A 12,942-nucleotide genomic window follows, 5' to 3' on the forward strand; every position below is an offset into this window, starting at 1 on the left:
GTCTTTTCCAATCAGAGGAGATTGGGCATGGACATGAGTGTAAAACTGAACTTGTCTTATCCGCCGCTGGCCTCTCAAGGCTCGCCGGCACCTGTGGTTGCGGATAAAGACAAGACTAAGGTTGAAGCGGCCGCGCCAACCGCAGGCAAGTCCCAAAAGGACAGCCTGGAAAAAGCGGTCACCGATATTAAAGAATTCGTACAAGCGGCCCAGCGCAACCTGGACTTTTCCATTGACGATTCCACCCATAGGGTTGTAGTCAAGGTCATTGCCACCGACACCGGTGAAGTGATCCGACAGATTCCTTCGGAAACGGCCTTGAAACTGGCACAGAGTCTGGCCAGCGCCAGTCATGTGTTGTTTGACGACAAGGCGTGAACTGGCATGAAACTTGTTGCTGTCACCGCTTGAAGCGCTAGTCGTCAAGATAACGGCAGCCACCGGAACAGGAGAAAGATGATGGCGGGTACAACGATTACCGGCGTGGGGTCGGGTTTCGACACTCAGGCGATTGTGAAATCCCTGGTGGATGCCGAGCGAGCGCCTAAGCAGGCTCAGATCAACATCCAGTCGCAAAAGGCAACCACCCAGCTGTCGTCGATCGGCAAGATCCAGGCAGCCCTGGATGCCTTCCGGGGTGCGCTGGCCAACATGGGCACCGATAACAGCTTCAGTGGCTTGACCGGTACGTCTTCGGACGAAAAGGTCGCCACCATGACGGCCAACCAGGGTGCGGCGAGCGGTAGCTTCTCGCTGGTCGTCAACCAGTTGGCGACGCCGTCGAAGCTGTCGACCAAGAGCTTCGCCAGCGGCCAGTCGACGGTCGTGAACAGTGGCACCACCCCAACGACGCTGACGATCAGCCAGTCTGGCAAGAACTTCGACCTGAAGGTGCCGGCCGGCGCGACCCTGCAACAGGTGCGTGACTCGATCAACTCGCAGTTCGGCACCGCAGGCCTGAGTGCCAACATCCTCACCGACTCCAATGGTTCGCGTCTTATCCTGACCTCCACCAACTCCGGTGTTGGTTCCGATCTGACGATGTCGGGCAACTCGGGGATTGATACCGGTTACACAGTGGTCAGCGAGCCGAAGAACGCCAAGTACACCATTGACGGTATTGCTGCAGAGTCCAAGACCAACAGCATCACGGATGCAGTGAGTGGTGTGAGCATCAAGTTGCTCTCTGTGTCGCCCTTGACCACGCCTTCGGATACCGCGTCTACGGCTCGCAATGCTTTGACCATTTCCGTCAGCACCAGCACCACCGCCCTCAAGTCCGGGGTCAAGGGCTTCGTCGACACCTACAACGCCCTGCTCAAGGCGATGAACGCCGAGACCAAGGTGACCAAGGATGCCGCCGGTAACTCCGTCGCCGCCACCTTGACCGGCGACTCGACCATGCGCACCTTGCAGGCGGCGATCCGCAACGAGTTCAACGCATTGTCCGGCAACGGCACCTTGAAATCCCTGGCCCAGTTCGGTGTTACCACCGACCAGGACACCGGCGCGCTGAGCATCGATGCCAAGCAGTGGGACAAGGCCGTACTGACCAACGCCGCCGACATCAACAGTATTTTCAGTGGCAAGAACGGTTTGCTTGCGCGCCTGACAGCGGCGACCGATGGTTATGCCAAGGCCAGTACGGGGATTCTGGCGACGCGTTCGGCATCCTTGTCGGACAGCCTCAAAGACCTGAACAAACAGCAGGTCGCTCTGGATGATCGCCTCACCACCATGCAAGACGCCTTGACCCGCAAGTACACCGCCATGGATACGCTGGTGGCGCAACTGCGCCAGCAGAGCAACAGTATCCTCGGTACGCTAAATGCCATCAGCAAATCACAAAGCAGTGATAGCTGATTGAATGCGGATTGAAAAAGCCCGGGTCCATTGACCTGGGCTTTGTTCTTCATAAGGCCGACGGGTTAAAGTTTTTTGCGATCCAGTCGACATAATGGTTACTGCAACCCATCTCGCTGTTGCCTGTCACGAGGTAGAAAAATGAATCCCATGAGAGCCCTTCGCCAATACCAGAAGGTCAATTCCCATGCCCAGATCTCCGAAGCCAGCCCGCACCGCCTGGTGCAAATGCTGATGGAGGGTGGGCTCGACCGTATGGCGCAGGCCAAAGGTGCGTTGGCGCGTGGTGATATCGCCGCGAAGGGCCTGATGCTGGGCAAGGCCGCCGACATCCTCATCGGGCTTCGTGATGGCCTGAGCGCGGAAAAAAGCGACAACAAGGAATACGTTCAGCAACTGGAAGGTCTGTACGTGTACATGACCAACCGTTTGATGGAGGCCAATCTGCACAACGACGCCGACATGATTGACGAAGTCGCCCGTTTGCTGATTACCGTGAAAGAAGGCTGGGATGCCATCGGCGCGCCACAAGGCGCTGCACAATAAGGCCAAGCGGCCTTGAGGAACACGTCATGAGCCAAGCATTGCAACGCATTGATGAAACCCGTGAGGCGCTGATGGGCGCGCTGGCGGACCGCAACTGGGACGCCATCGGCGAACTGGACCTGGGCTGTCGTCATGTCATCGACGAGGTGCTCAGCGAAGCGCCGGTAGACGAGGATGCGTTGCGCGAAAAGCTTGAGGGGCTGCTGGCGGTTTACCAGCAATTGCTCGAGGTGACGACGGGCGAGCGGCAGGCGATTTTCGAGGAGATGTCGCAGATCAACCAAGCGAAAAATGCGTCAAAGGTTTACCATCTGTTCGGCTGAAGAGCCGCAGTTGGTCCGATGGGCGCGTCATATATTTGACTGTGCCAGCATTTTTGACTTAACTAGTGCTGTTTTCAGATTTCAGACGTCTAGTAAGGTACAAAGTCTTACAGGCGTCTCGATTGCCCTCACTTCGGGGCAGGAAGTTTTACTAGGGAAGTTGCTATTGCATGTGGCGTGAAACCAAAATTCTGCTGATTGATGACGATAGCGTCCGCCGCCGCGATTTAGCGGTGATTTTGAATTTTCTTGGCGAAGAAAATTTGCCCTGCGGCAGCCATGACTGGCAGCAGGCGGTCAGCTCATTGTCATCGAGCCGTGAAGTCATTTGTGTGCTGATCGGGACGGTAAACGCTCCTGGCGCTGTTTTGGGCTTGTTAAAGACACTGTCAACCTGGGATGAGTTCCTTCCCGTGTTGCTGATGGGCGATATTTCTTCTGTCGAACTGCCAGAAGACCAGCGCCGCCGGGTGCTTTCCACCCTTGAAATGCCGCCCAGCTACAGCAAATTGCTCGACTCCCTGCACCGTGCCCAGGTCTATCGCGAGATGTACGACCAGGCCCGCGAGCGCGGTCGCCATCGCGAACCCAACCTGTTCCGCAGCCTGGTCGGCACCAGCCGCGCCATCCAGCACGTGCGCCAGATGATGCAGCAAGTGGCCGATACCGACGCCAGCGTGTTGATCCTCGGCGAGTCGGGCACCGGCAAGGAAGTGGTTGCGCGCAACCTGCACTATCACTCCAAGCGCCGCGACGGGCCCTTTGTGCCGGTCAACTGCGGGGCGATTCCGGCAGAGCTGCTTGAAAGCGAATTGTTCGGCCACGAGAAGGGCGCCTTTACCGGGGCGATCACCAGCCGTGCCGGGCGTTTCGAGCTGGCCAACGGCGGCACCCTGTTCCTCGACGAGATCGGCGACATGCCGCTGCCGATGCAGGTCAAGCTGCTGCGCGTGTTGCAGGAGCGTACCTTCGAGCGCGTGGGCAGCAACAAGACCCAGAGCGTTGACGTGCGCATCATCGCGGCCACCCACAAGAACCTCGAAAGCATGATCGAGGTCGGCAGCTTCCGCGAAGACCTGTACTACCGCCTCAACGTATTCCCGATCGAGATGGCCCCGCTGCGCGAGCGCGTGGAGGACATCCCGTTGCTGATGAACGAACTGATCTCGCGCATGGAGCACGAAAAGCGCGGTTCGATCCGTTTCAATTCCGCCGCAATCATGTCCCTGTGCCGCCACGGCTGGCCGGGCAACGTGCGCGAGCTGGCCAACCTGGTGGAGCGCATGGCGATCATGCACCCCTACGGTGTGATCGGCGTGGTCGAGCTGCCGAAGAAATTCCGCTACGTCGACGACGAAGACGAGCAACTGGTCGACAGCCTGCGCAGCGACCTGGAGGAGCGGGTGGCCATCAACGGTCATGCCCCGGACTTCGGCTCTACCGCCATGCTGCCGCCCGAAGGCCTGGACTTGAAGGACTACCTCGGCAACCTGGAGCAAGGCCTGATCCAGCAGGCTCTGGACGACGCCAACGGCATCGTCGCCCGTGCCGCCGAGCGCCTGCGCATTCGTCGAACCACCCTGGTGGAGAAGATGCGCAAGTACGGCATGAGCCGCAAAGAAGGTGACGAACAGGCGGATGATTGACGCCTGTTTTTTAAATCACTGAAACTTCAGTGGTTTTTTTTCGGCACGGGTATTGCTACAGCCCTCGCAACGTTCCGTTTAACTGACGGTCAGCCAAGCGAGAGAGCATGATGCCCCACGCCGCCCAACATTCTTCCAGTCCTGCCATTGCAGGCCTGGTTCCCTCTGTAGAACAGCAAAGCCGCCAGGGCCTGGAGCAGGCGTTTTCGCTGTTCAACCAGATGTCCAGCCAATTGACCGATTCCTACAGCCTGCTCGAAGCCCGTGTTTCGGAGCTCAAGGGCGAGTTGGCGGTGGTCAGTGCCCAGCGCATGGAAGAGTTGGCCGAGAAGGAGCGCCTGGCCAACCGCCTGCAAAACCTGCTGTCGCTGTTGCCCGGTGGCGTGATCGTCATCGACGAAGAAGGCCGCGTGCGTGAAGCCAACCCGGCGGCCTGTGACATGCTTGGCCTGCCTCTGGAAGGCGAGCTGTGGCGTCACGTAATCACCCGCTGCTTTGCGCCGCGTGAAGACGATGGCCATGAAATTTCGCTCAAGGACGGTCGCCGCTTGTCCATCGCCACGCGCGCCCTGGACGCGGAGCCGGGCCAGTTGGTGCTGCTCAACGACCTGACTGAAACCCGTCACCTGCAAGATCAATTGGCGCGCCACGAACGTTTGTCCTCGCTGGGGCGCATGGTCGCTTCCCTGGCGCATCAGATCCGCACGCCACTGTCGGCGGCGTTGATCTACGCCAGTCATTTGACTGACGAACAATTGCCCGCGGCCACCCACCAGCGTTTTGCCGGGCGCCTCAAGGAGCGCCTGCATGAGTTGGAGCACCAGGTGCGCGACATGCTGGTGTTTGCCCGTGGTGAATTGCCGCTGACCGACCGCATCACACCTACCGAGTTGATGCAGGCGCTGCAAGCGGCGGCCGCCACCCACATTCAAGACGTGCAAGTGCGTTGGCAGTGCGACAGCCATCTCGGCGAGCTGCTGTGCAACCGCGACACCCTTGTCGGTTCGCTGCTCAACCTGATCGAAAACGCCACCCAGGCCAGCGGCCCTGGTGCGCGGCTCAAGGTGCACCTGTACAACCGCGAGCAAACCCTGCGCCTATGCATCAGCGACAGCGGCAGCGGTATCGAGCCTGCCGTATTGCAGCGCCTGGGCGAACCTTTTTTCACCACCAAGACCAACGGTACCGGGCTGGGCCTGACCGTGGTCAAGGCAGTGGCGCGTGCCCATCAGGGAGAATTGCAGCTGCATTCCCGTGTCGGGCGTGGCACCTGTGCATTGATGACCTTGCCGCTGTTTTCATGCGCGGCAAGCACGGAGTAAGCGGTTATGGCTATCAAGGTTCTGTTGGTGGAAGACGATCGCGCGCTGCGTGAAGCATTGGCTGACACGCTGCTGTTGGCGGGCCATGACTACCGGGCGGTCGGTTCTGCCGAGGACGCCTTGGAGGCGGTGGAGCAAGAGTCCTTCAGCCTGGTGGTGAGCGACGTGAACATGCCGGGCATGGACGGCCACCAGTTGCTCGGTGTGCTGCGCGCGCGTCAGCCACAGTTGCCGGTGTTGCTGATGACCGCCCACGGCGCTGTGGAACGTGCAGTCGACGCGATGCGCCAGGGTGCGGCGGATTACCTGGTCAAACCGTTCGAACCCAAAGCCTTGATCGAACTGGTCGCACGGCATGCCCTGGGCGTGATCCCGGCCAGCGACGGCGAAGGTCCGATTGCCTTCGAACCGGCCAGCGCACAATTGCTGGAGCTGGCTGCCCGCGTGGCGCGCAGTGATTCCACCGTGCTGATTTCCGGCGAGTCCGGCACCGGCAAGGAGGTGCTGGCCCGCTACATCCACCAGCAATCGACCCGCGCCAAGCAGCCGTTTATCGCAATCAACTGCGCGGCGATCCCCGACAACATGCTCGAAGCCACGCTGTTCGGCCACGAAAAAGGCTCGTTCACCGGCGCTATTGCGGCTCAGGCGGGCAAGTTCGAGCAGGCGGATGGCGGCACGATTTTGCTCGATGAAATTTCGGAAATGCCCCTGGGCCTGCAAGCCAAGTTGCTGCGGGTGCTGCAAGAGCGTGAAGTAGAGCGCGTTGGCGCACGCAAGCCGATCCAGCTGGATATCCGCGTGGTCGCCACCACCAACCGTGACCTGGCGGGCGAAGTGGCGGCGGGGCGCTTCCGTGAAGACTTGTTCTACCGTCTCTCGGTCTTTCCCCTGGCCTGGCGCCCGTTGCGCGAGCGCCCGGCGGACATCATTCCACTGGCCGAGCGCCTGCTGGGCAACCACGTCAAAAAAATGAAGCATGCCCAGGCACGCCTGTCGGCCGAGGCCCAGGCTTGCCTGGTCGCCTATCCGTGGCCGGGAAACGTCCGGGAACTGGACAACGCCATCCAGCGTGCGTTGATCCTGCAGCAGGGCGGCCTGATCCAGCCCCAGGATTTCTGCCTGGCCATGGGCAGCGGGGTTGCGCCGCTGCCGACCCTGGCGCCTGCGCCCGTGGTGGTCGAAACCGAAACCGCCGGTGCGTTGGGCGACGACCTGCGTCGCCGCGAATTCCAGATGATCATCGACACCCTGCGCGCCGAGCGCGGCCGCCGCAAAGAGGCCGCCGAGCGCCTGGGGATCAGCCCGCGGACCTTGCGCTACAAGCTGGCGCAGATGCGTGACGCCGGCATGGACGTCGAGGCATATCTGTTCGCCACATAATCGGTAACAAGGCGGACAAGGTTTGTCGCCTTTTCTTACGAGTTGAACCAGAGCTGGCACCCTTGTTGCTACTTCACCTAGTAATTGCGGCGTAGCGTCAAAAAACATGCGGGTTGTCGGAGAGAGAAGTTCATGAGCCAGGGTATTGAGTTCAATCGGTTGATGTTGGATATGCGCTCCATGCAAATGGATGCCATGGCTCAACCGAAATCCGTCGCGCCTGCGCCGGAATTGGGCCAAAGCAGCTTCGCCGACATGCTCGGCCAGGCCATCAACAAAGTCAGTGATACCCAGCAAGCCTCCAGCCAATTGGCCAACGCGTTCGAGATCGGCAAAAGCGGCGTGGACCTCACCGATGTGATGGTCGCCTCGCAAAAGGCCAGTGTGTCGTTCCAGGCGTTGACCCAGGTGCGTAACAAGCTGGTTCAGGCTTACCAAGACATCATGCAGATGCCGGTTTAAGGACGAGATTTAAGTCATGGCAGAAGCAGTCGTGGACAACGCACCCGCCAAGGCAGACGGCAAGCCGCCGCTGTTTGGCCTGTCGTTCCTGGAAAACCTCTCCGAAATGACCATGTTGCGTCAGGTGGGCCTGATGGTCGGCCTGGCAGCGAGCGTGGCGATTGGTTTTGCCGTGGTGCTGTGGTCGCAGCAACCGGATTACCGGCCGCTCTACGGCAGCCTGGCGGGCATGGATTCCAAGCAGATCATGGAAACCCTGGCCGCCGCCGACATCGCCTACACCGTGGAGCCCAACTCCGGGGCGCTGCTGGTCAAGGCCGACGATGTGGCCCGTGCACGCATGAAACTCGCGGCGGCCGGCGTCACCCCGTCCGACGCCAATATCGGTTTCGAAATCCTCGACAAGGACCAGGGCCTGGGCACCAGCCAGTTCATGGAAGCCACCCGCTACCGTCGCGGTCTGGAAGGCGAACTGGCGCGCACCATCTCCAGCCTGAACAACGTCAAGGGTGCCCGCGTGCACCTGGCCATTCCGAAAAGCTCGGTGTTTGTGCGCGATGAGCGCAAGCCCAGTGCCTCGGTATTGGTGGAACTGTTTGCCGGCCGCTCCCTGGAGCCAGGCCAGGTGCTGGCGATCGTCAACCTGGTCGCCACCAGCGTGCCTGAGCTGAGCAAGTCGCAAATCACCGTGGTCGACCAGAAGGGCAACCTGCTGTCCGACCAGGCGGAAAACTCCGCGCTGACCCAGGCCGGCAAGCAGTTCGACTACAGCCGTCGTGTGGAAAGCATGCTCACCCAGCGTGTGCACAACATCCTGCAGCCGGTGCTGGGCAACGACCGCTACAAGGCGGAAGTGTCCGCCGATGTGGACTTCAGCGCCGTCGAATCGACCTCCGAGCAGTTCAACCCGGACCAGCCGGCGTTGCGCAGCGAGCAGTCCACCAGCGAACAACGCACCGCTGCCAACGGCCCGCCACAAGGCGTACCGGGCGCCCTGAGCAACCAGCCGCCGGCCCCGGCCTCGGCTCCGCAAACCACCGGTGGCGCTACGGCCAGCGCTGGCGCCATCCAGCCAGGCCAGCCGCTGCTGGACGCCAATGGCCAACAGATCATGGACCCGGCCACTGGGCAGCCGATGCTCGCGCCGTACCCGGCGGACAAGCGTAACCAGTCGACCAAGAACTTCGAACTCGACCGTTCCATCAGCCATACCAAGCAGCAACAAGGCCGCGTCAATCGCCTGTCGGTATCGGTGGTGGTGGATGACCAGGTCAAGGTCAATGCCGCCGATGGCGCCGTTACCCGTGCCCCATGGAGCGCCGACGAATTGGCGCGCTTCACGCGCCTGGTGCAGGACGCCGTCGGTTTTGACGCCAGCCGGGGTGACAGCGTCAGCGTGATCAACATGCCGTTCTCTGCCGAGCGTGGCGAAGTGATCGCCGAGCCGGCGTTCTACTCGCAGCCGTGGTTCTGGGACATCGTCAAGCAGGTGCTGGGTGTGTTGTTCATCCTGGTGCTGGTGTTCGGCGTGCTGCGCCCGGTGCTCAACAACATCACCGGCAACGGCAAGAAACAACTGGCGGCCTATGGTGGCAGCGACGTCGAGTTGGGTGGCATGGGCGGCCTGGACGGCGAACTGGCCAACGACCGCGTCAGCCTCGGCGGCCCGCAAAGCATCCTGTTGCCAAGCCCGAGCGAGGGTTACGACGCTCAGCTGAACGCAATCAAGAGTCTGGTGGCAGAAGACCCGGGCCGTGTGGCCCAGGTCGTGAAAGAGTGGATCAACGCAGATGAGTGATAATCGAGCCGCTGTTGCCAAGCTCACCAAGGTCGACAAAGCCGCAGTCCTGCTGCTGTCCCTGGGTGAAACCGACGCCGCCCAAGTGCTGCGCCACATGGGGCCCAAAGAGGTTCAACGGGTGGGCGTGGCCATGGCGCAGATGCGCAATGTGCACCGCGAGCAGGTCGAGCAGGTGATGAGCGAGTTCGTCGAGATCGTCGGCGACCAGACCAGCCTGGGCGTCGGCTCCGACAGCTACATCCGCAAGATGCTCACCTCGGCCCTGGGCGAAGACAAGGCCAACGGCCTGATCGACCGCATCCTGCTCGGTGGCAACACCAGCGGCCTCGACAGCCTGAAATGGATGGAGCCGCGTGCCGTCGCCGACGTGATCCGCTACGAACACCCGCAGATCCAGGCGATCGTGGTGGCGTATCTCGACCCCGACCAGGCCGGTGAAGTGCTCGGCCACTTCGACCATAAAGTGCGCCTGGACATCATCCTGCGCGTGTCGTCGCTGAACACCGTGCAGCCGGCGGCGCTGAAAGAACTCAACACGATTCTGGAGAAGCAGTTCTCCGGCAACTCGAACGCCTCGCGCACCACCCTGGGTGGTATCAAGCGTGCGGCTGACATCATGAACTTCCTCGACAGCTCGGTCGAAGGCCAGTTGATGGACTCGATCCGCGAGATCGACGACACCCTGTCCGGTCAGATCGAAGACCTCATGTTCGTGTTCAACAACCTCTCCGATGTCGACGACCGCGGCATCCAGGCGTTGCTGCGCGAAGTGTCCTCGGACGTGCTGGTGCTGGCCCTCAAGGGTTCGGACGAGAACGTCAAAGAGAAGATCTTCAAGAACATGTCCAAGCGTGCCTCGGAACTGTTGCGCGACGACCTGGAAGCCAAGGGCCCGGTACGCGTCAGCGACGTGGAAACCGCGCAGAAAGAAATCCTCACCATTGCCCGCCGTATGGCCGAAGCCGGAGAAATCGTTCTCGGCGGGAAGGGCGGCGAAGAAATGATCTAAGGCGCTTCCCATGTCGAACAAAGATGAGGCGCCCAGCGATCTGATTCGCGCACGGGACGTCGGTGGGTTCGACATCTGGTCGTTGCCCAGCTTCGACCCGCATGTGCCCGAACCCGAGCCGGAACCGGTGGAAGAACCTCCGGTGGAAATGGAAGAAGTGCCGCTGGATGAAGTCCAGCCACTGACCCTGGAAGAGCTGGAAGCCATCCGCCAGGAGGCCTACAACGAAGGCTTCGCGGCGGGTGAAAAAGACGGTTTTCGCAGCACCACCCTCAAGGTGCGCCAGGAGGCCGAGGAAGCCCTGAGCGTCAAGCTGGCCAGCCTGGAACGCTTGATGGGCACGCTGTTCGACCCCATCGCCGAGCAGGATTCGCAGATCGAAAAGGCCATGGTCGACCTGGTGCAGCACATCGCCCGCCAGGTGATCCAGCGCGAATTGGCGCTGGATTCCAGTCATATCGAAAGCGTGATGCGCGAAGCCCTCAAGCTGCTGCCCCTGGGCGTCGGCAACGTGCGGCTGTATATCAACCCGCAGGATTTCGAACAGGTCAAGGCCCTGCGCGAGCGTCATGAAGAAACCTGGCGCATCGTCGAAGACGCGTCGTTGCAGCCCGGTGGTTGCCGCGTCGAAACCGAACACAGTCGCATCGATGCCACGGTGGAGACCCGCATCAGCCAGATCATGGCCAAGCTGTTTGATCAGCTCCACGAACAGGCCCTGCACCCGGCCGAGCCTGATCTGAGCGTGGACCTGGACGCCGTCGATGCGCCTTGACCGCACCAGCTTCGCCAAGCGCCTGGGCGGTTACGCCGAGGCCACGGAGTTGCCCGGCCAGCCGATCCTCGAAGGACGCCTGCTGCGCATGGTCGGCCTGACCCTTGAGGCCGAAGGCCTGCGCGCCGCCATGGGCAGCCGCTGCATGGTGATCAACGACGACAGCTACCACCCGGTGCAGGTCGAAGCCGAAGTGATGGGCTTTTCCGGCAGCAAGATTTTCCTGATGCCCGTGGGCAGCCTGGCGGGCATTGCCCCAGGTGCCCGTGTGGTGCCGTTGGCCGACACCGGCCGCCTGCCGATGGGCATGAGCATGCTCGGTCGCGTACTCGACGGCGCCGGTCGTGCGCTGGACGGCAAGGGCGGCATGAAGGCCGAAGACTGGGTGCCGATGGACGGTCCCACCATCAACCCGCTCAACCGCAACCCCATCAGCGTGCCGCTGGACGTTGGCATTCGCAGCATCAACGGATTATTGACGGTCGGCCGTGGCCAGCGTCTGGGCCTGTTCGCCGGTACCGGCGTGGGTAAATCGGTGTTGCTGGGCATGATGACGCGCTTTACCGAGGCCGACATCATCGTGGTCGGGCTGATCGGCGAACGGGGCCGCGAGGTGAAGGAATTCATCGAGCACAGTCTCGGCGAAGAAGGCCTCAAGCGCTCGGTGGTGGTTGCATCCCCAGCGGACGATGCGCCGCTGATGCGGTTGCGCGCCGCCATGTACTGCACGCGCATCGCCGAATATTTCCGCGACAAGGGCAAGAACGTCCTGTTGCTGATGGATTCGCTCACGCGTTTCGCCCAGGCCCAGCGGGAAATCGCCCTGGCCATCGGCGAACCGCCGGCGACCAAGGGTTACCCGCCGTCGGTGTTCGCCAAACTGCCCAAGCTGGTGGAGCGCGCCGGTAACGCCGAGGCCGGTGGTGGCTCGATCACCGCGTTCTACACCGTATTGTCCGAAGGCGATGACCAGCAGGACCCGATTGCCGACTCGGCGCGGGGCGTGCTCGACGGCCACATTGTGCTGTCACGGCGCCTGGCGGAAGAAGGGCACTACCCGGCCATCGACATCGAAGCGTCCATCAGCCGGGTGATGCCAGCGGTGGTTACGCCGGAACACATGGCCCGGGCGCAACAGTTCAAGCAGCTGTGGTCGCGCTACCAGCAGAGCCGCGACTTGATCAGCGTCGGCGCCTACGTGGCGGGCGGTGATCGCGACACCGACCTGGCCATCGCCCTGCAACCGCAGTTGGTGACGTACCTGCGCCAGGGCCTCAACGACAAGATCAGCATGGGCGAAAGCGAAGCGCACCTGCAGTCGATCTTCGCCCCGGCGCCGGGCGGCTAAGCCATGGCCAACAGCCGCGCCGCGCGCCTGGCTCCGGTGGTGGACATGGCCGAAAAGGCCGAGAAAACCGCCGTGCAGCGCCTGGCTTACTTCCAGGGGCAAGTCCGCCTGGCGGAAAGCAAGCTGGGCGACCTGGAGCGTTTTCGCGGCGAGTACCAGCAGCAATGGATCGAGCGCGGCAGCAAGGGCGTGTCTGGCCAATGGCTGATGGGTTACCAGGGCTTTCTCAACCAGTTGGAAACCGCCGTCGGCCAGCAGCGCCAAAGCCTGGCCTGGCACCAGAACAACCTCGACAAGGCGCGTGAGAGCTGGCAGGCCGCGTTTGCCCGGGTCGAAGGTCTGCGCAAGCTGGTGCAGCGCTATATCGACGAAGCGCGGGCGCTTGAAGACAAGCGCGAGCAGAAGCTGCTCGATGAGCTGTCCCAGCGCTTGCCGCGCAAAGACGTCTATTGAAGGTTGCCCAC

Annotated in this window: 13 protein-coding genes; all 13 read left to right on the top strand. The window is 61.7% G+C overall.

Annotated features, from left to right (window positions below; translation table 11 throughout):
- Positions 1–27: 27 nt before the first annotated feature.
- Positions 28–378: a flagellar protein FlaG gene (locus tag BM026_RS17110; RefSeq protein ID WP_093514003.1), complete on the top strand. Its 351-nt coding sequence runs from the start codon at positions 28–30 to the stop codon at positions 376–378.
- Between the two features lie 81 nt (positions 379–459).
- Positions 460–1,863, top strand: a complete 1,404-nt coding sequence (gene fliD, locus BM026_RS17115; RefSeq protein WP_093529501.1) for a flagellar filament capping protein FliD — start codon at positions 460–462, stop codon at positions 1,861–1,863.
- A 141-nt stretch (positions 1,864–2,004) separates the two neighbouring features.
- Positions 2,005–2,409, top strand: coding sequence for a flagellar export chaperone FliS (gene fliS / locus BM026_RS17120; RefSeq protein WP_058424915.1), 405 nt, complete (start codon positions 2,005–2,007; stop codon positions 2,407–2,409).
- 26 nt (positions 2,410–2,435) lie between these two features.
- Complete coding sequence (locus BM026_RS17125) at positions 2,436–2,732, top strand: flagellar protein FliT (protein WP_071491286.1); 297 nt, start codon at positions 2,436–2,438, stop codon at positions 2,730–2,732.
- Between the two features lie 170 nt (positions 2,733–2,902).
- Positions 2,903–4,378, top strand: coding sequence for a sigma-54 dependent transcriptional regulator (locus BM026_RS17130; protein WP_093122308.1), 1,476 nt, complete (start codon positions 2,903–2,905; stop codon positions 4,376–4,378).
- A 110-nt stretch (positions 4,379–4,488) separates the two neighbouring features.
- Complete coding sequence (locus BM026_RS17135) at positions 4,489–5,700, top strand: sensor histidine kinase (protein WP_093514081.1); 1,212 nt, start codon at positions 4,489–4,491, stop codon at positions 5,698–5,700.
- 6 nt (positions 5,701–5,706) lie between these two features.
- Entirely contained in the window at positions 5,707–7,083 is a 1,377-nt protein-coding gene (locus BM026_RS17140; protein ID WP_092243024.1) for a sigma-54-dependent transcriptional regulator, read from the top strand.
- Between the two features lie 132 nt (positions 7,084–7,215).
- Entirely contained in the window at positions 7,216–7,545 is a 330-nt protein-coding gene (fliE, locus tag BM026_RS17145; protein ID WP_015885194.1) for a flagellar hook-basal body complex protein FliE, read from the top strand.
- A 16-nt stretch (positions 7,546–7,561) separates the two neighbouring features.
- Positions 7,562–9,343, top strand: a complete 1,782-nt coding sequence (gene fliF / locus BM026_RS17150; protein WP_092243027.1) for a flagellar basal-body MS-ring/collar protein FliF — start codon at positions 7,562–7,564, stop codon at positions 9,341–9,343.
- Entirely contained in the window at positions 9,336–10,355 is a 1,020-nt protein-coding gene (fliG, locus tag BM026_RS17155) for a flagellar motor switch protein FliG (RefSeq protein WP_010208743.1), read from the top strand. The genes fliF and fliG overlap by 8 nt, the downstream gene beginning before the upstream one ends.
- 10 nt (positions 10,356–10,365) lie before the next feature.
- Entirely contained in the window at positions 10,366–11,130 is a 765-nt protein-coding gene (gene fliH, locus BM026_RS17160; RefSeq protein ID WP_071491282.1) for a flagellar assembly protein FliH, read from the top strand.
- Positions 11,120–12,478, top strand: a complete 1,359-nt coding sequence (gene fliI / locus BM026_RS17165) for a flagellar protein export ATPase FliI (protein ID WP_071493758.1) — start codon at positions 11,120–11,122, stop codon at positions 12,476–12,478. The genes fliH and fliI overlap by 11 nt, the downstream gene beginning before the upstream one ends.
- Positions 12,479–12,481: 3 nt before the next feature.
- Positions 12,482–12,931: a flagellar export protein FliJ gene (fliJ, locus tag BM026_RS17170; protein ID WP_093529504.1), complete on the top strand. Its 450-nt coding sequence runs from the start codon at positions 12,482–12,484 to the stop codon at positions 12,929–12,931.
- Positions 12,932–12,942: the final 11 nt, after the last annotated feature.

The sequence above is a fragment of the Pseudomonas sp. NFPP24 genome (assembly GCF_900112095.1).
GTDB classification, from domain to species: domain Bacteria; phylum Pseudomonadota; class Gammaproteobacteria; order Pseudomonadales; family Pseudomonadaceae; genus Aquipseudomonas; species Aquipseudomonas extremorientalis.

Coding starts and splice junctions, on each gene's coding strand:
- BM026_RS17140 (WP_092243024.1), top strand. CDS start 5,707: ATGGCTATCAAGGTTCTGTTGGTGGAAGACGATCGCGCGCTGCGTGAA.
- fliE (WP_015885194.1), top strand. CDS start 7,216: ATGAGCCAGGGTATTGAGTTCAATCGGTTGATGTTGGATATGCGCTCC.
- fliG (WP_010208743.1), top strand. CDS start 9,336: ATGAGTGATAATCGAGCCGCTGTTGCCAAGCTCACCAAGGTCGACAAA.
- fliS (WP_058424915.1), top strand. CDS start 2,005: ATGAATCCCATGAGAGCCCTTCGCCAATACCAGAAGGTCAATTCCCAT.
- fliH (WP_071491282.1), top strand. CDS start 10,366: ATGTCGAACAAAGATGAGGCGCCCAGCGATCTGATTCGCGCACGGGAC.
- fliD (WP_093529501.1), top strand. CDS start 460: ATGGCGGGTACAACGATTACCGGCGTGGGGTCGGGTTTCGACACTCAG.
- fliF (WP_092243027.1), top strand. CDS start 7,562: ATGGCAGAAGCAGTCGTGGACAACGCACCCGCCAAGGCAGACGGCAAG.
- BM026_RS17110 (WP_093514003.1), top strand. CDS start 28: ATGGACATGAGTGTAAAACTGAACTTGTCTTATCCGCCGCTGGCCTCT.
- fliJ (WP_093529504.1), top strand. CDS start 12,482: ATGGCCAACAGCCGCGCCGCGCGCCTGGCTCCGGTGGTGGACATGGCC.
- BM026_RS17125 (WP_071491286.1), top strand. CDS start 2,436: ATGAGCCAAGCATTGCAACGCATTGATGAAACCCGTGAGGCGCTGATG.
- BM026_RS17135 (WP_093514081.1), top strand. CDS start 4,489: ATGCCCCACGCCGCCCAACATTCTTCCAGTCCTGCCATTGCAGGCCTG.
- fliI (WP_071493758.1), top strand. CDS start 11,120: ATGCGCCTTGACCGCACCAGCTTCGCCAAGCGCCTGGGCGGTTACGCC.
- BM026_RS17130 (WP_093122308.1), top strand. CDS start 2,903: ATGTGGCGTGAAACCAAAATTCTGCTGATTGATGACGATAGCGTCCGC.